This window comes from Rhodococcus cerastii, from assembly GCF_033042195.1.
Lineage (GTDB): Bacteria > Actinomycetota > Actinomycetes > Mycobacteriales > Mycobacteriaceae > Rhodococcoides.
The window spans coordinates 1-18928 of the sequence record NZ_JAWLKF010000002.1; the positions used below are offsets into that span (position 1 = coordinate 1).

The following is an 18928-nucleotide window of genomic DNA, read 5'->3' on the forward strand; positions in this document are numbered from 1 at the left end:
ATAACTGGCAATCCAGGTGGTCCCATCACCCTGGCAGAAATCAGGTCACGCTGGTCCCATGCTCATGGCAGACGACAGGTGTCATCGCGGGATCTCGTGGCGGGCCGAACCCCAGGGGAGGAAGAGGGAGTAAGCCGCTCAACAGCGGCAAGCGCCCGCATCAGCCGCGCGGGTGACCGCCTGCGGTCGCGTCGAAATGTCGCTATCTGTTGTCGGGCTGGTCTCGACCGGGCCGAGTTACGTCAGTGTGTACAACGCCTGGGGGCTGGCTGCGTAGGCGGTGTCGTAGTCGACCGCGGTCAATGCCTCGACGGACCCGGTTGCGGAACGCTTCTGCCAATCGGCGCCGTTGCGACTACGCCAGGCGTATCCGTCGGTGTCGATCCCCCACAGTGCATCGCCGGCACCGGCGAGCAATACCAAGTTCGGTGCGTCGAGGACAGGAGAGAATGTTCGGGCCGTGTCGGTGCTGTGCTGAAGTCCCTCAGGTGTCACCGCCCATACTCCGGAGCTCGTAATCGCCAACGACGCCGCGGGCGCAGCGGCGCCGGGAGTCCAGGTGGAGCCGCTGTCGGCGGAGACGAGTAGACCGGTACTGCCATCGAATCCGACGAGGATGCGTCCATCGGCAGCCAGCGCGTGGAAGTCGACTTGTCCCTCCAGTGACCGATCCGACCACGACATTCCGCCGTCATTGCTGCTACGCAGTCCCAGTGGGTTCGCCGCCGTGCTGGATTCGCCGGGATGACCGGAGGTGAAGAGGGTATCGGTGGCCGGTACACCCGACAAACCCATGAAGTCATCGTCGGAAGAGCCGACCCTGGTCAGGTTTCCGGACGAACCGATGGCGAAGAGTCCTGTGTGGCTACCAGCGAGGACGGTGCCATCGGCGTTGACGTGCAATCCGTGCACATGAGCCAGTGAGGAGGTGAAGTCGACCACTGCCGGATCGGCCGCGCCGTCAGTCGCTGCCGGAGCGGAACATCCAACGAGGGACAGAGCTGCGATCAGAGACGGCAGCAGGATGCGGGAAAGCGAGATGGACATAAAGTGCGGTTCTCGTTCTGTCGATGAGGGCTCGGTGATGTAATCGCTTGAGCGTCAACGCCAAGTGATCTCCCGGTCAGGCGCGGTGAACATGACCGGATACGGCGGCTGAGGTGGACGTGACTGCTCGGGCGGTATGTGCGGGACGACGTAGACGCATCGACCTTCATCTCCATTCACTTAATCTCCAATCACTGAGGCGATGTACGAGCGCGGATCGTTCGGCGGCGAACAGCCGTGGCAGCGACATCGCACCGACGATCGGTATCGGCTGAGTGCGAACAATTCCGACACCTTCACCCGCCTCGCCGTGGCGAGCACTCAACTACTAACCAGCATAGTATTTCGGGCAGGTCAGGCCGAAGTGCCCATCCGGTTCGGTGTCATCGCAGATGCGCCGGTGCGTCGCCCGGGGTGATGCCGACGTGGACGTGGTCGCTGTGCACGTCGTCGGTGAAGAATCCTGGACGGTCACCGTTGAGGTCGGTCGGACCTCCGACCTCGGTTGCGCCCAGTAGGGCTGCCGCAGTGACGAATTCGGAGATCGTTGGGTTGTTGAAGGGATCGTCGACAACGCGCCGACCGTTGATTTCTCGGATGTCCACCGCTCGTCCCACTGCGTGGTTGGACAAGCGCGGGTGCGGGAAGACGGTCTGGATGTGACCGGTGTGCATCACCTGCACTGCGTAGGTGAATCGATCGGCAAGTCCGAGCATGATCTGGAGCACATTGTTGTTGATGCGTCCGGTTCCGATGTCGAGTCGTGCAGGCTCGGAGAGCGTGATGCGAGGGTTGCTCAGCACCGACGACGCAGCGGCGGTCAGTGGTACTGGGGACCCAAGAGAGGTCAAAGGGTTGATCTTTTCCACCGTCCAGGCCGCGCCAGCGGCGATGTCGCGCTTGAGCCGGATATCGAGTGCCATCTGCCGGGTCGTCTCAGCCGGCTGCGCGAGCGTGGGGCGTTGTAGGAGTTGGTCGAACAGCACGATCACTGCAGCACTCTCTGGACCGATTCCGGCGTACTGCGGATACACCACTCGCAGGGTGCTGGCGAGGGCCTCGTCGGGTTGAAGCAGTGCTGCCGTCGCCGCGACTTCGAGCGATACCCCTGCGGTGCGCAAGCTGTCGAGTACTCCTCCTCCCTCGCTCCAGCTGCCACCTGCTTCGAGGAAGCTCGTCGCTGCGCGTTTGATCTCGGGCATCACTTCGCCAGCTGTCGGCATCCACCGCCCCGGATTCACCGGGGCCGATGATCGACTGCTCGGTGCGCTCACGGCCGGGGACCGTGCGGGAGATGCGTTACTGCTCGGTGCGAGGCTGGGGGATTGTCTGTCGGCGGTGTTGATGGTGCAGCTGACTGTGAGCGGCAAAACCGCTGCGGCTGTGAGCAGTTGTCGACGGCTGACTGTGATGGCGTTTCCTTTCGTGCGCGGGGGTCTCAAGGGTGAGTGTCGTGGGTGATCACCGCGGCGGCGGTAGCGGCAGGCCGGGAATGTCGATACTGGGCGGCGCTGGCGTGGGCGTGCGGTCGGGGGCGGGGGAGCCGTCACTGATGTACAGCGTGATCAGCGATCCCGGGATCGCCGCGCCGGATGGGGATGTGCCGGTAGCGGTACCGCGAGCGCCCTGACCGGTGGTGGTGACGACGGTCACCTAGAATCCTGCTGCTTCCAATCTCGATGTGGCCGACGACTGGCTCATGCCGCTGACCTCAGGTACTTGGCCGTTGGCGGAGCCGCGGACGTATTTGTCGTCGACCGGTGGCAGCTCGATGGGGCCGAAGTTCGTGGCGATTGGGTCCATCGCGTCGTACCAGGTTCGTGCGGGTTCGTTACCGCCGTAGAGGTTCCCGGAGCTGCAGGGCCGCAGTGGGAAGGAGCAGATCTGGCCCGGTGTCGGTGAGTCACCGTAGGTGTAGACGGCGGCGGCGTAGCGGTTGGTGAAGCCGAGGAAGCCCGAGGATCGGTTGGATTCGGTAGTGCCGGTTTTCCCGGACATCGGCAGCGTCCAGCCCACGGACCCGGCCGCCGATGCCGAGGTTCCTCCGGGTTGGTCGTCCTTGCTCATCGCGTTGGCGAGTGTGTTGGCCAGGCCGGGTTCGACGACCTGCTCGCACGCTTGTTGTGTGACCGGTACAGCTACACCCTCGCGGTCGGAGATGGAGTCGATCGGGTTCGGCGGGCACCAAGTACCTCCCGAGGCGAGGGTAGCTGCGACGTTGGACAGCTCGAGCGGGTTGACCCAGGTAGGTCCGAGTGTGAACGAGCCGAGGCTTTGCTCTTTCTGGAGGTCGGCCATGCTCTGCTCGTCGAATCCAGACGAGCCGGGGAGGGTGTAGGAGCGAAGCCCTAGCCGCACTGCCATGTCGACTGTCGGTGTGACACCGACGGACTCGAGCAACTTCACGAACGCCGTGTTCGGTGATTGCGCCAGTGCGTCGGTGACCGTCAGCGCCGGTGGGTAGTTTCCGACGTTCTCCACGCAGTAAGCGCCCGCCGGGCAGTTACGCGCGCCGCCGTCGCCCAACCCCCTGACCTCGACGCGCCGGGGAACCTGCAGTGTGGCGTTGGTGCCGAGTCCGCGTTCCATCGCGGCGGCAGTGGTGAATATCTTGAAGATCGACCCGGCGCCGTTGCCTACGAGTGAATACGGTTGCGGCTGAACCGTTTCGTCGGCGTCGGCATCGAGTCCGTAGGTGCGACTACTGCCCATGGCGAGGATGCGGTGTTCGTCCTGTCCGGGTGCGACGACATTCATCACGGTGGCGACACCGTCGAGGTCGGGATCTGTGTTCGCGGTCAGTGCGGCCTGGGTCGAGTTCTGCACCGCCGGGTCGAGAGTCGTTTTGATCAGATAACCGCCCTCGTCGATCTGCTCGCGGCTGATACCGGCGTCCTCAAGATATTGGAGTGCGTAGTCGCAGAAGAACCCTCGATCACCGGCGGCGATGCATCCACGTGGGAGGGTGTTGGGCTCGGCCAGCACCCCCAATGGCTCGGATTTGGCGGCCTCGAATTCTGCGGCTCGGTTCGGGATGGTTTCGATCATGTTGTCCAAGACAAGGTTTCGGCGGCTTGTGACTCCCTCGACGTTGGTGTACGGGTTCAGTGCCGAACTGGACTGAACCATCCCTGCCAGCATCGCTGATTGCGTCGCCGTTAACTCGCTGGCATCGACACCGAAGTAGGTTTGCGCGGCGTCTTGGATGCCGAACGAGGCATTGCCGAACGGAACCAGGTTCAGATAGCGGGTCAATGTCTCGTCTTTGGTCAATTCTCTGTCCAAGGACAACGCCATTCGGATCTCGCGGATCTTGCGAGCCGGCGTGGTCTCGATCGCGGCACGCCGCTCGGCGTCGGTGTCAGCGACGACCAGTAATTGATAGTTCTTCACGTACTGCTGATCGAGTGTCGATGCGCCCTGCTCGACCTGCCCGCTGGTGGTGTTGGTCAAGAACGCTCGCAACGTTCCCTGCCAGTCCACGCCCTGGTGTTCTGCGAAGCGCCGGTCCTCGACGGAGACGATCGCAAGCTTCATCTCGTTGGAGATCTTCGCGCTCGGCACTTCGGAACGGCGTTGCTCGTATAGCCACGCGATCGGGTTGCCTGCCACGTCCGTCATCGTCGAGATGGCAGGAACTACGCCCTCGGCGAGTTCGCCGGAAACGTTGTCGTCGGTGTCAGCGGCGCGGTTCGAGACGTATCCCAGGCCACCGACGATGGGGAACAACACTCCTGCAAGCAGCACGCCTGCGAGCGCAGTGCATCCCACGAGTTCGAACACCGTTCGTCGGGTGCTTGACATCATCGTCTCGTTTCTGTCGACGGGGCAGTGCTCGCGGTCGTCCGGGTTGGTGGGACCGACAAGGGGAGCGGAGCACGGCCGCAGCGGCCGTCTAGCTCTCGCCGGTAGGTCTGCATGGTCCGGCCATCTCGATCGAGACGGTTTCCGCTTTTCTGCCATCCGAGGCGCTCGTAGAAGCCGCCTGCATTGTCGGCCACCCCGAGATCGGTGGACAGCTCGGCGCAACGTGCACCTGCCCGCGCAGAGTCGGATTCGAACCAGTCGAGCAACTGTGCACCCACTCCGATCCCTCGCACCCGTGGGCTCACCGCTATCGCAACGACGACGGCGACACTGTCGGCCGGGGGAGTCTCGGGTTCGCCGTTCGGCAGTGGGATGGGCCGAGCGCGCGCCACCGCTCTGCACCAGGGGCGAAGACGCGTACGAACGAACCGCATGGCGGTGCGCGGGCGGACTGCCATCGCCGCACCGGCGTGTGCAGCCAACGGCAGCACGGTCATCTTCTCGCGCAGTAGATCACCGATATGGGCATGGTGATCGAGGGTGCCGAGGAGGAATCCGACGACGGCGCCTTCGCTATCGGTTGCGACAAGAGCGATGGCGTGTCGTCGGTTGACGAAGCTGCGGTGCCACCGGCGCAGGAACCGTGCTCCCAGCTCGGGGAACAGGCCAATCGGTAGCTCGTCGAGGTGCAACTGCGCGCTCTGCGGTAGATCGTGCGGCCCGGCCTCGCGAAGGACGATCGCGACTCCGGGAGGAGGCGCGGCGGGGTTGGGATGAGGGAAACAAAGGTGCGGCGTAGACGATGAAACGTTGAAGAAGATATGCATGGCGTTGTCCTCGACGAGGCAGGCTCGCGCCCTCACCGCGGAGGCGGCGCGCGAGAAGAAAGGTGGACCGATCTGCGCAAACGCAGACCTCTCACACCCTCAGAAGGCATGCCGCGTCGAGCACGGACATCGGCGCAGGGGGAGAGACCGACCTCTCAGTTGGCGACGATCTCGATGCCTGTAGACCTCGAAGCTGGTGCAGTAGCACTGTCCATCCGGTCCGGCGCAGCAACATTGCCAGCCCTAGCGCAAGGATCGCCACCGCTATGTGGACGGACCCGATCAGGGATCCGTGATTGTCGTGATGACTGGACGCGCTACCGCCGATCCCCTCGTCCTGCTCCGGCGCCGACGTGTGCTCGATTTCCGGGACGCTCTCGATGACCGCAGCCAGCGGAGCGTGGCCGGGCTCTGCGGTGGTGTGTGCGACCTGCGACATCATCAGCACCGCCACTGCCGTGGCCGCCATGATGGACCAGAGCAGAATTCGGCGAATACACTCGCTCAACCGAATCGGACACACACGACGAAAATAGCAGATCCATGTCGCCGTCTACCCGCGCTAGCGACGAATACCGTGTGCGGTGACGCCTCCAGCGTTCCATGCGGGCCGCACCCTCAACTGCCAGGCATTGTTGGGTTCGACGTTGGCGCAGGGCCGTGGTGACCCAGAGGGCGGCGGGCCCGTCATCGAGCAGGTGCGCGGCGGCGCGATCCACGGTGACCAGTACATCCTCGTAGGCCAGTCGTAGTGGCGCTCGCTCATCGAGTTGGGACATCGCGACATCCTCGATCAACTGCAGAGGGAACCGCGCCGCTTCGTACTCGGCACGCAAAACAGCTAGTGCAAGTGTGCCTGATCTCACCGCACAGGTATTACTCCGCGGGATGAAACGCGTTTGGACGGCATGAGTAGAAGAACCGATCCGCGCCTACCGTGGGGCCGAAAGCGGCCTAAACCGAACCGCAGCCCGGCAGCGTTCCGGATGGACCAAATACCACGTTTGTGGTTGCAGCACTTACCCTCTCGCCCAGGCGACTACCGCGCACAACTGCACACGGCCCATCAACTACTATGTTGCATAGTAATTGAGATGCAATCGTCGAAAGGGTGTGGCGGTGTGACAGCTGATCAAACCCCGGCGCTCACATCGCAGGGACGGTTACGCAGAGCAATCGCTGCGGTGCGCAACAGGTGGCGGCAACTGACCTCGATGCGAACGGCACTGGTGCTGCTGTTTTTGCTCGCTATCGCAGCAATCCCAGGCGCCCTGCTGCCACAGCGCAATCTCAACACCCAGGCGGTTGATTCCTACATCGCAGCGCGCCCGGCTCTCGGGGCCGTCATGGACACGCTGGAATTGTTCGACGTATTCGGAAGCTTCTGGTTCACCGCCATCTACGTCCTACTGTTTGTGTCGTTGATCGGCTGCCTGACTCCCCGAATGATCGAACACGGTAAAGCCCTTCGCGCACAGCCAGTTCGCGTACCCCGAAACCTTTCGCGACTACCGCTTCATCATTCGGGCGCTCTCGCCGGTAGCCCGAAAACCGTCATCGACGACATCGCGCCCCACTTGAGAGGGTGGCGTACTGCCGTTAGGCCCGAGCCCGATGGGGCGCTCACCCTCTCCGCCGAGAAGGGCTATACCCGCGAAGCGGGAAACCTACTTTTTCATTTCTCGCTGATCGGTCTGCTCGCGGCCATCGCCATCGGCAAGCTCTTCGGTTACGAAGGATCGGTCATCGTCATCGCCGACAACGGGCCCGGTTTCTGCAACACCTCGCCCGCCATCTACGACTCCTTCCGGGCCGGCAACAGCACCGACGGAACCGGGCTGGAGCCGTTCTGCATCAGAGTCAAGGACTTCAACGCCGACTACCTTGAGAACGGCCAGGCAGAGATGTTCACCTCGAACATCTCCTACCAGTCCGCCGACGACATCGCCGCAGACACCTGGCGCGACTATCAACTCAAAGTCAACGAACCCCTCCGGCTCGGAGATGAACGCATCTACCTCACCGGCCACGGATACGCCCCGGAATTCACCGTGACCTTCCCCGACGGTCAGAGTCGAACCGAGGCCCTGCAGTTCCGGCCCGACGACGCCACCACGTTCCTGAGTAGCGGGGCGTTGCGTTTCGATCCACCCGGCGGGACCTATGCCACCGCCGATGAGCGACGCCGCGGCCAGATCGCCATCGAAGGCCTCTTCGCTCCCACTGCGCAATTCAACGGAACCCTGCTCTCCTCCCGCTTCCCGGACTTGGTCGATCCTGCTGTGGCAGTGGATATCTACAAAGGAGATACCGGCCTCGACACCGGCATACCCCAGTCGATCTTCTCCCTGGACCAGGAGATGATCAACCAGGGCCGACTTGTCAAGCAGGATCGGGTGAACCTGCGTCCCGGTGAATCGACGACCCTCACCGACGGCACCAACATTCGATTCAACGGCGCCAAGGAGTTCGCCAACCTGCAGGTCGGATACGACCCCGCACAGTTGTGGGTGCTCGTGTTCGCGATCACGATGATGACCGGACTGTTGGTCTCGCTGGTGATCAAGCGACGTCGAGTCTGGTTCCGTGTACTCCCGGCCGAAACAGGCCGATCGAGCGTGGAGATGGGCGGGCTCGCCCGTACCGATCACGCCGGATGGGGACCCGAATTCGAGACCCTCCGCACCGAAATCTGGACGCCGCGGACAAAGAACCACTCCGAGACCCTCGATACAGAAACGGTGTAGCGCCATGCCGATCGACGACAACCTCGCCCGCTGGAGCGACATCAGTTTCGAGACCGCCTTCGTGGTCTACCTTCTCGCCGCGATCCTGTTCATCGCACAACTCGCAACGACACGAACAGCGACTCTGAGCCGGGCCTCGAGTCTGCATCCGCAACTGATCGCAGCGACATCATCGACACCGGGATACGTGCCGGTCCCCGAGCGAAGAGCCCCGTCCGAACGCCTGGGCCGCACGGGACTCGCCCTGGTAATGCTCGCACTCACTTTGCATATCGGGTCGATCGTCCTGCGCGGGATCGCCACTGGCCGCCCGCCGTGGGGAAACATGTACGAATTCGTCTCCGTCACATGCGCGGCCGGCATACTTGCCGGACTGATCGTGCTGCGCTCGGAGCAACTGCGCACACTATGGTTGTTCGTCCTCGTGCCGACCTTGATCCTGCTCTTCATTGCCGGAACTGTGCTCTATGCCAACGCGGCGCCCGTCGTACCAGCCTTGCAGTCGTATTGGCTCCCCGTGCACGTCTCCGTCGTCTCGCTCGGCAGCGGGGTGTTCCTGATCTCCGGTGCAGCCAGCACATTGTTCCTGATCCGGATCCGATATCCCAACAACAACGCCGTCCCCGACAGCAGAGTGGGCCGGATCGTCGCTCGTCTCCCCTCGGCGCACTCGCTCGACGTGCTGGCGTACAAGACCACCATCTTCGCGTTTCCCCTGTTCGGAATCGGTGTCATCCTCGGCGCGATCTGGGCCGAGGCCGCGTGGGGTCGGTTCTGGGGCTGGGACCCGAAAGAGACGGTCTCATTCATCGCGTGGATCATCTACGCCGCGTACCTGCACGCCCGGGCCACCAGCGGGTGGCGTGACACCCGGGCCGCGTGGATCAACATCGCCGGATTCGTGGCCATGCTGTTCAACCTGTTCATCATCAACATGGTGGTCTCCGGACTGCATTCGTACGCGGGTTTGAACTGATGTCGCCTGCTAGCCGCCGCCCTGTGCTTCGGCGAGGTCATGCGGCACCGGTCGCGTCAATCCCGCGTCGACCCGGCCGGTGTTGCCGACCGGGTATCGACCGGACCAGGATCCAGGAGCCACGACCACGATCCGAATCAACTGACTGCCTCGTGTCCGTAGTGCATTCCGGAGAGGGAAGTCACAGTGCCCCGAGCTTCGTCACCGGCCAAGACTGGGGCATCGACCGCGTCACCGATCCCACGATGTTCGAGACATCGGCGCAGATCCGTACTGCAGCAAAGGCGTCGACTTCATGAGACTCGGCCGCCCTACGGGGGCTCGCACACGCGAACAGAGCAGTCTGCCCGCCACGGCAACGGCATCCATCCTTGCCGTTGTACTCCTGGTCTCCGGATGTTCCGCAGGCGCCGACGCCGTGCCCTCCGGAGGTAGCTTCGATTTCGTTGCACCCGGTGGTCAAACCGACATCGTCTACGATCCCCCCGAAACGCGCGGAACCATCGGTGAACTCGCCGGACCCGATCTGATGGAGGAAGGTAAGAACACCGCTCTGTCGGACTATGACGGCGAGGTGGTCGTGATCAATCTCTGGGGTCAGTGGTGCGGCCCCTGCCGCGGCGAAGCCGACGACCTCGAAGAGGTCTACGAAGCAACCCGCGAGCGCGGTGTGCAGTTCCTCGGTATCAATGTTCGAGATCCGCAGAAGGACAAAGCGCAGGACTTCGTTGTCGACAACAATGTCTCCTACGCCTCGATCTACGACCCCTCGATGCGGACGCTGATCGCCCTCGGCGGGAACTACCCGACCAGCGTGATTCCCTCGACGCTGGTACTCGATCGAGAGCACCGGGTGGCGGCAGTGTTCATGCGTGCCCTCCTCGCCGAAGACCTGCTCCCTGTCGTCGAACGGATAGCAGACGAATGACTGTTCTTCTTGCCCAAGGCGGCGTTGGCTCGACGTTCCAAAATCTGGCATCGAGCGGACCTCTGGTACTGGCGATCGCCGCATGTATGCTCGCCGGGCTGGTCTCGTTCGCGTCACCGTGCGTGGTGCCCCTGGTGCCGGGCTACCTGTCGTACCTGGCGGGCATCGCAGGTGCCGACGTGCCGTCGCTCGCCGCCGCCTCGACTGGTGAAGCACCGCCGAAGCTGGCAAGCCGCTGGCGCGTGGCAGGTGCAGCGGGGTTGTTCGTCGCCGGCTTCACCATCGTCTTCGTCCTCGCCACCGCCTCGATTTTCGGGGTCATCGGCACCCTGCGCATCAACGAACAGGTGCTTCAGCAGGTCGGCGGTGCCATCACGATCATCATGGGCTTGACGTTCATCGGGTTCATTCCCGCATTCCAACGCGACACTCGATTCGCGCCGCAAACCATCTCGTCTCTTGCTGGAGCGCCGCTGCTCGGTGGCGTGTTCGCGCTCGGCTGGACGCCGTGCCTTGGCCCCACGCTCGCCGGGGTGTTGTCCGTTGCCGCTGGCACTGAAGGCGCAACCGCAGCGCGCGGCGTCACTCTCATCGTCGCCTACTGTCTGGGACTCGGTCTACCGTTCGTGGTCCTCGCGTTCGGCTCGAGTTCGGCGATGCGCGGTGTCGGCTGGCTACGGCGGAACTCGCAGAGAATCAAAGTGGCAGGCGGAGTGATCATGATCGCCGTCGGTGTCGCCCTGCTGACGGGGGTGTGGGGTCTGTTCATTGCCTGGATACGCAATGAATTCGTCAGTTCGGTTGTATTACCCATCTGAGAAGGAAACCGAGCAGCCGCACGTGCAAGACCACGCCTCCCCAACTGCCAGTGCCGGTGGTATCGAACCCACTCTCTGTCGACGGCGCGCCCCCGCCGGGCCGCGATGACCCGATCCGAGAGCCGCCCCCTGTCCCTACCGCGGATCTGCGTGTCCCAAGGACCCCGCAGGCGGGTGCATCAGCAGGGGAGGGCATGTTTCCGGGGCCGTGTTGATCGGTGTGGCAGCTAAAAGGGCCAGGTCCTTCGAAACCGAAGGGCGGGGCTCGGTATTAGCCGAGCCCCGCCCTACGGTTGATAGTTCCCAGAATTGAGAGTTACTGGGCGAGCAAACTTTCCATTGTGGAGATTTCGCTCTGCTGCGCATCGATGATTGTGGAGGCAAGCTCCTTGGCATCAGCATTGGAGCCGTCGGCCAACTCGATCTGAGCCATCTCGATTGCCCCCTTGTGGTGCTCGATCATCATGGTGAGCCACATGGAGTCGAACTCCGCTCCGTTAGCGGCCGACAACATGTCCATGTCTTCCTGGCTCATCATGCCGGTCATGCCACCGCTCCCCATGTCCATACCGCCCATGTCCATTCCGCCCATGTCCATTCCGCCCATGTCGGCGGACGCTGCGGGCTGTCCCCATGCGGTGAGCAGGGCATTCATCTGCTCCATCTCCGGTGCTTGAGCTGCTTCGATGGCCTGGGCCAGCTCGATGACCTGAGCATTCTCGGTTCGGCCGTCGACAAGTGAAGCCATCTCCACCGCTTGTGCATGGTGGGGGTACATCCCTTCGACGAACGTGACATCGGCATCGTTGAATTCGGCCGATGCTTCGGCGGAATTCTCGGAGGACGACGAGGCCGGTGTATCGCTGCTCGACATGCCGGGCATGTTCATTTCGCCGTCGTTACTGCTGCAGCCAGCGAGAACTGCGGCGGCGACAGCGGAAGCCGCCGTTATCGCGATCGTGAAACGGGTAGATCGATTCGAACGCATAACAAACTCCTGAAATTATGGTGGGGTGGTTCGGATCGACAGGCACACTGACCCGTCGACATCTGTGTCTCACACAACGGTGAGTCACCTGTCAGATCCGAAGCACAGACAATTCGGAGAGAGTGAAAATGGTCCAGGGCGGCGGGTGCCCGGTTCGACGACGAACTGCCGACAGCCGCGCAGCGTGGACGAGAGAACCGGCGAAGCCCACAACGATTGCCCGTAAGACGGCCAACGCCGCGACAGCACCGATGATAGCCAGACACAGATGCATGACCGAGCTGTGATCGCCACAGCCGTTCCCGCAGTGTGCTGCGGAACCACTCTCCGATGCTGTCGCAGATGATGCTCCCGAATGCTCGTCGACGGCAGGTGGAGCGCTCACCGTCGAGGTCATCGAGTGTTCGCCGATACTCGTCGCCGTTGCGAACGACATCGGCGCAGAATGCATGAGAAGGACTCCGAACAGCACTATCGAAGCGCAAACAGCACCTAGGAGCCACTTCTGGTTCATGGGTTCCGTGGCTGAAGTCCTCACCGGTTCGATCTTACCGGTCTGCCACACGGGCATCCGGTCTCCTCGCAGTCGCGGCGTCCGGACCGTGGACATCGAATCAGGTGGCGATGGGCCGGTTGATTGCGGTCACTTCATCCCAGGGAACGGGCGCGACTTTGACGACGTCGCCGCCGGTGGGGGCGTTGACGTATTTCCCGTCGCCGATGTAGATCCCGATGTGTCCGATCGGTGAGTAGAGAGAGATGAAGTCACCCGGTTGCACTGATTCGCGGGAGACAGGTGTGCCCGCTCGTGCTTGGTCTGCGGCCACGCGTGGAACGGTCAGTCCCAGTTGTTTGTAGGCGAAGTAGATCAGTCCGGAGCAATCGAAGGACCCCGGCCCGGTAGCTCCCCAGGAATAGGGTTTGCCGAGTTGGTCGAGGGCGATGCGCATCGCCTCCGCTGATGTTCCACTCGCAGCCGAGACGGCGGCGGGTAGCTCGGAAGGATTCGTGGTGCCGGGGCTGACGATGGCAGCTCGATCCGCATCGGTGAGGGCGGCGAATTGGTCGGTGATTTTGGCGATCTGATCGGCCAGGTCGGTCTGGCGTTGCTCGAGGTCGCGTTGTGTACGTGCGGCGTCCGCCTCGGCTACCGCAGCGGACGCCTGTGCTTGCCGGGCTTGTTCGAGCTGGTCTCGCGCTTCGTCGTCGATCTGTGTCGAGTCGGCGAGTGCAGCGGCTCGATCGGCGAGGATCCGGTCCAACAACACCATCTGATCGAGTAGTTGCTGTGGGCTGTCCGCGACCAGAACGGCCCCGAGAGGGGATTGCGGTACACCTTTGTACGCGGCGTCGACAGCTGTGGCCAGTGCTCGACGGTTGGCAGATGCGGCCACTTCGGCTTCCCGAGCCGCCGCCGAGGTCTCGTGGGCGAATTGAACTGCGGTACTCAGTTCGCCGCGGCGACGATCGAGGGTGTCCTGCGCGGCGTACATGCTCTCGGTGAGAGTGAAGGCGGTCGCATTGAGTTCAGCGAGTTGTCGTACGGCTTCGGATGCGTTCACCGGGGGTGCAGCAGGGTCCGCCGAAGCTGGAGCATTTACCGAAAATGCCGCGGCAACAACGATGATCGAGGCGATCAGGGTAGCGCGGACACGCCGCGTCGGGCCTGAAAAAGAATGCACAGAAGAAATCCTCTGGGGTCGGTGTGGGTTCCCTGCGTCACCAGCGAAGGAAACGGAGCGCGGCGAGAGCCGCATGGGACTGTGTCCGGCCTCGCCGGTCACCATTGTCGGGTATCGGCAGTCGTAGACGGTTCCTCACGGTCGGCTGAGGCTCGCGTCGACGCTCGACGCCTGTGCCGTATGGGCGGCGAGTCGGCGTCGATTGACGCCGACTCACCGCACCTGCAAACTACTATCATTCATAGTAGATGGTGGGGTGGTATCCGCTGACCGGGAGAGGGATGACGACTGTGACGATGCGTGACTGGCCGGCGCGGCGTTGGGTGGCCGCGTTACTGGGCGCGACGGTGGCCGCGCTGGTCGTGGCGATCCCCACCGGGATCATCCACACTGCGTTCTACGTTCGAATGACCCCGGTGTTGTGGTGGAACTATCCGGTGTGGATTGCCACCGCAGTTCTCAGTGGCCTCATTCTTGCGACATACGTGAGCACTGGGCTGGCGTCGTCGGTTTCTTCCCGTGTAGGGGTCAGTGCGAATGCGTTGTCGTTGTTGGCAGTCGGATGTCCGATATGCAACAAACTGGTAGTGGTGGCGGTCGGGGTGAGCGGTGCTCTGGATCTATGGGCACCCGTGCAGCCCGTAATCGGAGTGATGTCGGTGGGGGTGATGGTGTGGGCTCTTCGACTGCGAATCCGCGGGGAACGCGCGTGCCCTACTTCTCGCGTAGGTCAGGAGTTCGGCAACTCCGCTGGCTTTGGCGGTGCAGGCGCAGCAAAATTGTAGGATTTCTCGCCACGTCCTATCCGCGGTCCGGCAGCAACAGACGACGAAGGCGACCGCTTCTCGATGCGCCATCTGCGGTGTTGGGCTGTGCCTGCGACATCGGCAGGCGGGCGTCGGCCAGCAATCCTGCCACCCCGGCGGCCACGCAGGCCGACGTCACCACTATCAATGCCGGATTCGTTCGCCCGGTCAAAGCGTCCCCGAACAGCACCGCGGCGATCGTACCGGGCAGAATCCCCACGACAGTGGCCGTCGTGTAGGGCAGCAGGCGCACCGCGGAGAGTCCGGAGCAGTAGTTGACCAGGGCGAACGGTGCCGGGGCAATGAGCCGCAAGGACCCGACGGCCAGCCACCCCCGCCGAGCCAACCGGGCATCGATGGACTTGACCGCAGGATTCGTCAGCCGCTCCTGCACCGCGGTGCGCCCGAGCGCGCGCACCAGCAGCAACGCCAGCACAGCGCTGACAGTTGTGGCGGCGATCGTGACGGCGACCCCGGTGGCGGGACCGAACAACAGTCCGGCGCTGAGGGTGAACACCGTGCGCGGTACCGGGGCAATCGTCAACACCGCCTGGGTCAGAAAGAACACCACCACGAACGACGGGCCCATCGACTCCGCCCACTCGCGCACCACAATGATCGACGGGCGGGGTACGAGGGCGGCAGCCACTGCCAGTATTGCCAGCGCTGCCACGGTGGCGAGGACTCGGCGATCGCGCAGAATCGCCGATACGGTTTCGGTCATGACGGTCTCTGCCTGCGCCGCCTCGCCGAGGTTTCCGACAAGCACGCGGGAGTGGACGGCGAGGAATGGCTTCGCACTGCCGGTGCTCAGGAGCGGACGAGCCGTGAGATCGCGTCGGTGGCCTCTTTGATCTTCGCGTCGGCTTGGGGACCGCCGGCGATGGCGGCGTCGACCACGCAGTGGCTGATGTGAGCTTCGAGCAGGCCCATGGCCACCGCCTGCAAGGCTTTGGTCATCGCCGAGACCTGGGTGAGGATGTCGATGCAGTACTTGTCTTCCTCGACCATGCGCTGCAGTCCTCGGGCCTGGCCTTCGATGCGCTTGAGGCGTTTGAGGTAGGCGTCCTTTTCGGTGATGTAGCCGTGCGCGGCGTGATCATGGCCGTCGGTCTCGGCGGGTGCCTGCGCGGCCGCGGGAGTGGCCATGGTGTCCTCCTGGAATCCGAGTGTCATGCCGAGCATCCTCGATTATGCCCGCCCGGGGTATGGCGCGAGAGGGTCGGTCCGTCGAGTCGTCGCTGGGCCGCCGCCGCAGCGCACATCACCGCGCAGCGGGCCACCGCTCGGGTCGCCGGGTGCCGGGTGATCTGCACCAAGGTCGTTGTCACGAAGGACATGGCCCTCTCCTTTCGTAGGCTGCATCGGGGTTGTAGCGGTGGGGTGGGGTGGCGCGCCTGCATGCCACGCCCACCCCAGCCTTTTGGGTGCTTGTTCTACCCGCGCGGTTATCCGGTGAGGGACTTGAACCGGCGCAACCGCAAGCTGTTGCTGACCACGAACACCGACGAGAACGCCATCGCTGCACCGGCCAGCATCGGATTGAGCAGCCCGGCCGCAGCCAAGGGGAGGGCGGCCACGTTGTAGGCGAACGCCCAGAACAAGTTGCCCTTGATGGTGCCCAACGTTCGGCGGGACAGGCGGATAGCATCCGCTGCTGCGCGCAGATCACCGCGCACCAACGTCAGATCGCTGGCTTCGATCGCAACGTCGGTACCGGTGCCCATCGCCAGACCGAGGTCGGCCTGCGCCAACGCGGCGGCGTCGTTCACGCCGTCGCCGACCATCGCCACTACCTTGCCCTGCTCCTGCAGCCTTTTGACGACGTCCACCTTGTCTGCGGGCAGCACCTCCGCGATCACTTCGTGGATGCCGACCTGGTCGGCGATGGCACGCGCGGCGGCTGCGTTGTCGCCGGTGAGCATGATCGGCGTCAAACCCAGGCCCCGCAGCTGCTCGATCGCCTCGGCGGAGGTGGGTTTGACCGCGTCGGCGACGACCAGTACTCCGCGAGCCCGACCGTCCCAACCGACTGCGACGGCGGTCTTGCCCTCGGATTCGGCTGCACGCATCGCACTTTCGAGTTCGTCCGGCAGCTGCTGCGCCCGGTCGGCGAGGAGGCGGGCCCGTCCGACGATCATTGCGTGGTCGTCGACTATGCCCTGCACCCCGAGGCCTTCGATATTTATAAACTGCTCCACCGGTGGCAGGGCTCCGACCTTCTCGCGGGCACCTTTGGCGATGGCCTGGGCGATGGGGTGCTCGGACGAATCTTCGAGTGCACCGGCCAGGCGCAGCACCTGCGCGGTGTCCTCGCCGTCGGCGGTGATCACGTCGAGCAGAGTCATCTTGCCGGTGGTGACGGTGCCGGTCTTGTCGAGTACCACGGTGTCGACACGGCGGGTCGATTCGAGCACTTCGGGACCCTTGATCAGGATGCCGAGCTGAGCGCCGCGGCCGGTGCCGACCATCAGCGCGGTCGGGGTGGCCAGGCCGAGGGCACACGGGCAGGCGATGATCAGGACGGCGACGGCTGCGGTGAACGCGGCCGCGATCCCACCGCCGGTGCCGATCCAGAAGCCGAGTGTCGCCGCGGCAAGGGCGATCACGATCGGGACGAAGACTCCGGAGATCTTGTCGGCCAGACGCTGAGCTTGGGCTTTACCGGTCTGAGCGTCTTCGACGAGTTTCGCCATCTGTGCGAGCTGGGTGTCCGAGCCGATGCGGGTCGCCCGGACCACGATTCGGCCACCGACATTGACCGTCGCGCCGACGACCAGATCATCGGGTCCTACCTCGACGGGCACGGATTCGCCGGTCAACATCGAATTGTCGACCGCGGAAGAGCCGTCGGCGACCACGCCGTCGGTGGCGATCTTCTCCCCGGGGCGGACGACGAACTCGTCACCGACGATGAGTTGATCGGTGGGGATGCGCTGTTCGACACCCTCGCGCAGGACGGAGACTTCCTTGGCACCGAGCTCGAGCAGGGCACGCAGGGCGGCACCGGCGCGTCGCTTGGAGCGTGCTTCGAAGTAGCGGCCGGCGAGGATGAAGGTGGTGACTCCGGCTGCGGCCTCGAGGTAGATGTTGCCGGCCCCGTCGGAGCGGGAGATGGTCAGCTCGAACGGGTGTGTCATGCCGGCCGTTCCGGCGGTGCCCCAGAACAGGGCATACAACGACCACCCCAGTGCTGCGATGGTGCCCATCGAGATCAGGGTGTCCATCGTTGAGGTGGCGTGCCGCAGATTGGTGAAGGCGGCCTTGTGGAACGGCCATGCCCCCCACACCACCACGGGTGCGGCGAGGGTCAGGGAAAGCCACTGCCAGTTGGTGAACTGCAGTACCGGAACCATGGCCATCGCGATCACCGGCACGCTGAGCACCAGCGATATGAGCAGGCGTTGGCGCAGCGAGGCGGTGGGGTCGATCTCGGCTGGCCCGGCCGCGTCGGGGTCGGTGGAGGAGGCGGCGGGCGCGGGGACCGTGGCGGTGTAGCCGGCCTGCTCGACGGTGCCCACGAGATCCTCGGTCGAGACATCACCGACGTAGTCGACGCGTGCTTTTTCGGTGGCGTAGTTCACCGTCGCGGTGACACCGTCGAGCTTGTTGAGCTTTTTCTCGATCCGGTTCGCGCAGGAGGCGCAGGTCATACCACTGATGTCGAGTTCGACCCGGCCGTCGGCGGTGGGGTGGTGCGTGACGGGATTCATCGTCGCTCCTCTCGGGGTGTGGTGGTGTGTCAGTGTCCGTGCCCGGCGGGCATCGGCTCCGAGGCGGCGGGCACCGCGGCGTATCTGCTGTCGGTGACCATCAATCCTCCAGGTCTCTGATTGGCGACGGGCCCGCCCGCAGTGGACACCGCGGCGGCGTCGTGAGTCGAGGTGTCGTGTGTGTCGGGTGGTGCGGCACCTTCGGGGCCGAAGGCGTCCCCGGCTCCGAAGGCGAGCCCGAAGACCGCGGCTAGGGCGATGGTGAATCCGACGAACTTCGATGATGCGTTCATCGTGCGAATCTCCTGTCCGGGTCTGGTGTCGATCAGGAGGCGAGCTGGTAGCCGGCCTCGTCGACTGCGTGGGCGATGGCCGTCTGCTCGATCGGGGTGTCCGAGTCGATATCGACTCGGCCGCTCGCGAGGTCGACATTCACGGCGGTCACACCGGGGATGCCGCTGATCTCCTCTCGGACCGAGGAGACGCAGTGCCCGCAGGTCATTCCGGTGACGGTGACGGTGGTGTTCATCGATGCCCTTCTTTCTTCGATTCGGAATGTGATCGAGGTCGTCGCGACCCACTTACAGAT

The 18928-nt window shown here is 63.9% G+C and carries 20 protein-coding genes and 1 pseudogene; 6 read left to right on the forward strand and 15 right to left on the reverse strand.

Translation table 11 applies throughout. The annotated features are described in order from the left end of the window. Positions 1 to 237: 237 nt before the first annotated feature. From R3P93_RS04235 to R3P93_RS04255, 5 genes and pseudogenes are all read right to left on the reverse strand, one after another. Complete coding sequence (locus R3P93_RS04235) at positions 238 to 1047, reverse strand: F510_1955 family glycosylhydrolase (RefSeq protein WP_128645573.1); 810 nt, start codon at positions 1045 to 1047, stop codon at positions 238 to 240. A 383-nt stretch (positions 1048 to 1430) separates the two neighbouring features. Further along, entirely contained in the window at positions 1431 to 2270 is an 840-nt protein-coding gene (locus R3P93_RS04240; RefSeq protein WP_032401331.1) for a hypothetical protein, read from the reverse strand. 238 nt (positions 2271 to 2508) lie between these two features. Beyond that, positions 2509 to 4851 (reverse strand): annotated as a pseudogene (locus R3P93_RS04245) (transglycosylase domain-containing protein). Beyond that, a complete protein-coding gene (locus tag R3P93_RS04250; RefSeq protein ID WP_128645572.1) occupies positions 4851 to 5681 on the reverse strand; it encodes a GNAT family N-acetyltransferase in 831 nt (276 codons plus the stop codon). The pseudogene R3P93_RS04245 and the gene R3P93_RS04250 overlap by 1 nt, the downstream one beginning before the upstream one ends. A 91-nt stretch (positions 5682 to 5772) precedes the next feature. Next, a complete protein-coding gene (locus R3P93_RS04255; protein ID WP_155288774.1) occupies positions 5773 to 6150 on the reverse strand; it encodes a hypothetical protein in 378 nt (125 codons plus the stop codon). A 115-nt stretch (positions 6151 to 6265) separates the two neighbouring features. On the opposite strand from R3P93_RS04255, the gene R3P93_RS04260 reads away from it, so the two are divergent. The 3 genes from R3P93_RS04260 (at position 6266) to ccsB (ending at position 9404) form a co-directional block, all read left to right on the forward strand. Next, the gene (locus R3P93_RS04260) at positions 6266 to 6433 is read left to right on the forward strand and encodes a hypothetical protein (RefSeq protein ID WP_155288775.1); all 168 of its coding nucleotides are present in this window, start codon (positions 6266 to 6268) and stop codon (positions 6431 to 6433) included. Positions 6434 to 6775: 342 nt separating this feature from the next. Continuing rightward, positions 6776 to 8428, forward strand: coding sequence for a cytochrome c biogenesis protein ResB (resB, locus tag R3P93_RS04270; protein ID WP_052061714.1), 1653 nt, complete (start codon positions 6776 to 6778; stop codon positions 8426 to 8428). 4 nt (positions 8429 to 8432) lie between these two features. Continuing rightward, positions 8433 to 9404 (forward strand): c-type cytochrome biogenesis protein CcsB, encoded by a 972-nt coding sequence (ccsB, locus tag R3P93_RS04275; protein WP_032375699.1) that lies wholly within the window; start codon positions 8433 to 8435, stop codon positions 9402 to 9404. Between the two features lie 9 nt (positions 9405 to 9413). On the opposite strand, the gene R3P93_RS04280 is transcribed toward ccsB, so the two are convergent. Next, complete coding sequence (locus R3P93_RS04280; protein ID WP_080733457.1) at positions 9414 to 9545, reverse strand: DUF3703 domain-containing protein; 132 nt, start codon at positions 9543 to 9545, stop codon at positions 9414 to 9416. 154 nt (positions 9546 to 9699) lie between these two features. On the opposite strand from R3P93_RS04280, the gene R3P93_RS04285 reads away from it, so the two are divergent. Both R3P93_RS04285 and R3P93_RS04290 read left to right on the forward strand, forming a co-directional pair. After that, positions 9700 to 10332, forward strand: coding sequence for a TlpA disulfide reductase family protein (locus R3P93_RS04285; protein ID WP_080736598.1), 633 nt, complete (start codon positions 9700 to 9702; stop codon positions 10330 to 10332). Next, positions 10329 to 11150: a cytochrome c biogenesis CcdA family protein gene (locus R3P93_RS04290; RefSeq protein ID WP_032375700.1), complete on the forward strand. Its 822-nt coding sequence runs from the start codon at positions 10329 to 10331 to the stop codon at positions 11148 to 11150. The genes R3P93_RS04285 and R3P93_RS04290 overlap by 4 nt, the downstream gene beginning before the upstream one ends. Before the next feature lie 316 nt (positions 11151 to 11466). On the opposite strand, the gene R3P93_RS04295 is transcribed toward R3P93_RS04290, so the two are convergent. The 3 genes from R3P93_RS04295 to R3P93_RS04300 all read right to left on the reverse strand — a co-directional run bounded on the left by R3P93_RS04295 (position 11467) and on the right by R3P93_RS04300 (position 13700). Beyond that, positions 11467 to 12033: a DUF305 domain-containing protein gene (locus R3P93_RS04295; protein ID WP_310886822.1), complete on the reverse strand. Its 567-nt coding sequence runs from the start codon at positions 12031 to 12033 to the stop codon at positions 11467 to 11469. 196 nt (positions 12034 to 12229) lie between these two features. Then, a complete protein-coding gene (locus R3P93_RS24590; protein WP_353852273.1) occupies positions 12230 to 12748 on the reverse strand; it encodes a DUF6153 family protein in 519 nt (172 codons plus the stop codon). Between the two features lie 4 nt (positions 12749 to 12752). Next, entirely contained in the window at positions 12753 to 13700 is a 948-nt protein-coding gene (locus R3P93_RS04300; RefSeq protein WP_032375702.1) for an NlpC/P60 family protein, read from the reverse strand. Between the two features lie 401 nt (positions 13701 to 14101). Here R3P93_RS04300 and R3P93_RS04305 point away from each other — a divergent pair, with 401 nt between their 5' ends. Beyond that, entirely contained in the window at positions 14102 to 14605 is a 504-nt protein-coding gene (locus tag R3P93_RS04305) for a hypothetical protein (protein ID WP_176457804.1), read from the forward strand. A gap of 16 nt (positions 14606 to 14621) precedes the next feature. Here the strand turns inward: R3P93_RS04305 and R3P93_RS04310 are convergent, their stop codons facing one another. From R3P93_RS04310 to R3P93_RS04335, 6 genes are all read right to left on the reverse strand, one after another. After that, positions 14622 to 15350, reverse strand: coding sequence for a TVP38/TMEM64 family protein (locus tag R3P93_RS04310; RefSeq protein ID WP_149408139.1), 729 nt, complete (start codon positions 15348 to 15350; stop codon positions 14622 to 14624). Between the two features lie 86 nt (positions 15351 to 15436). Continuing rightward, a complete protein-coding gene (locus tag R3P93_RS04315) occupies positions 15437 to 15775 on the reverse strand; it encodes a metal-sensitive transcriptional regulator (RefSeq protein ID WP_032375786.1) in 339 nt (112 codons plus the stop codon). A gap of 23 nt (positions 15776 to 15798) precedes the next feature. Continuing rightward, positions 15799 to 15966 (reverse strand): hypothetical protein, encoded by a 168-nt coding sequence (locus tag R3P93_RS04320; RefSeq protein ID WP_155288777.1) that lies wholly within the window; start codon positions 15964 to 15966, stop codon positions 15799 to 15801. A 108-nt stretch (positions 15967 to 16074) separates the two neighbouring features. Next, entirely contained in the window at positions 16075 to 18339 is a 2265-nt protein-coding gene (locus R3P93_RS04325) for a heavy metal translocating P-type ATPase (protein WP_032375703.1), read from the reverse strand. 29 nt (positions 18340 to 18368) lie between these two features. Beyond that, a complete protein-coding gene (locus tag R3P93_RS04330) occupies positions 18369 to 18632 on the reverse strand; it encodes a hypothetical protein (protein WP_032375704.1) in 264 nt (87 codons plus the stop codon). 32 nt (positions 18633 to 18664) lie between these two features. Continuing rightward, positions 18665 to 18868 carry a heavy-metal-associated domain-containing protein gene (locus tag R3P93_RS04335; RefSeq protein WP_032375705.1) on the reverse strand — a complete coding sequence of 68 codons (204 nt, stop codon included), beginning with the start codon at positions 18866 to 18868 and terminating at the stop codon, positions 18665 to 18667. Between the last annotated feature and the right edge of the window lie 60 nt (positions 18869 to 18928).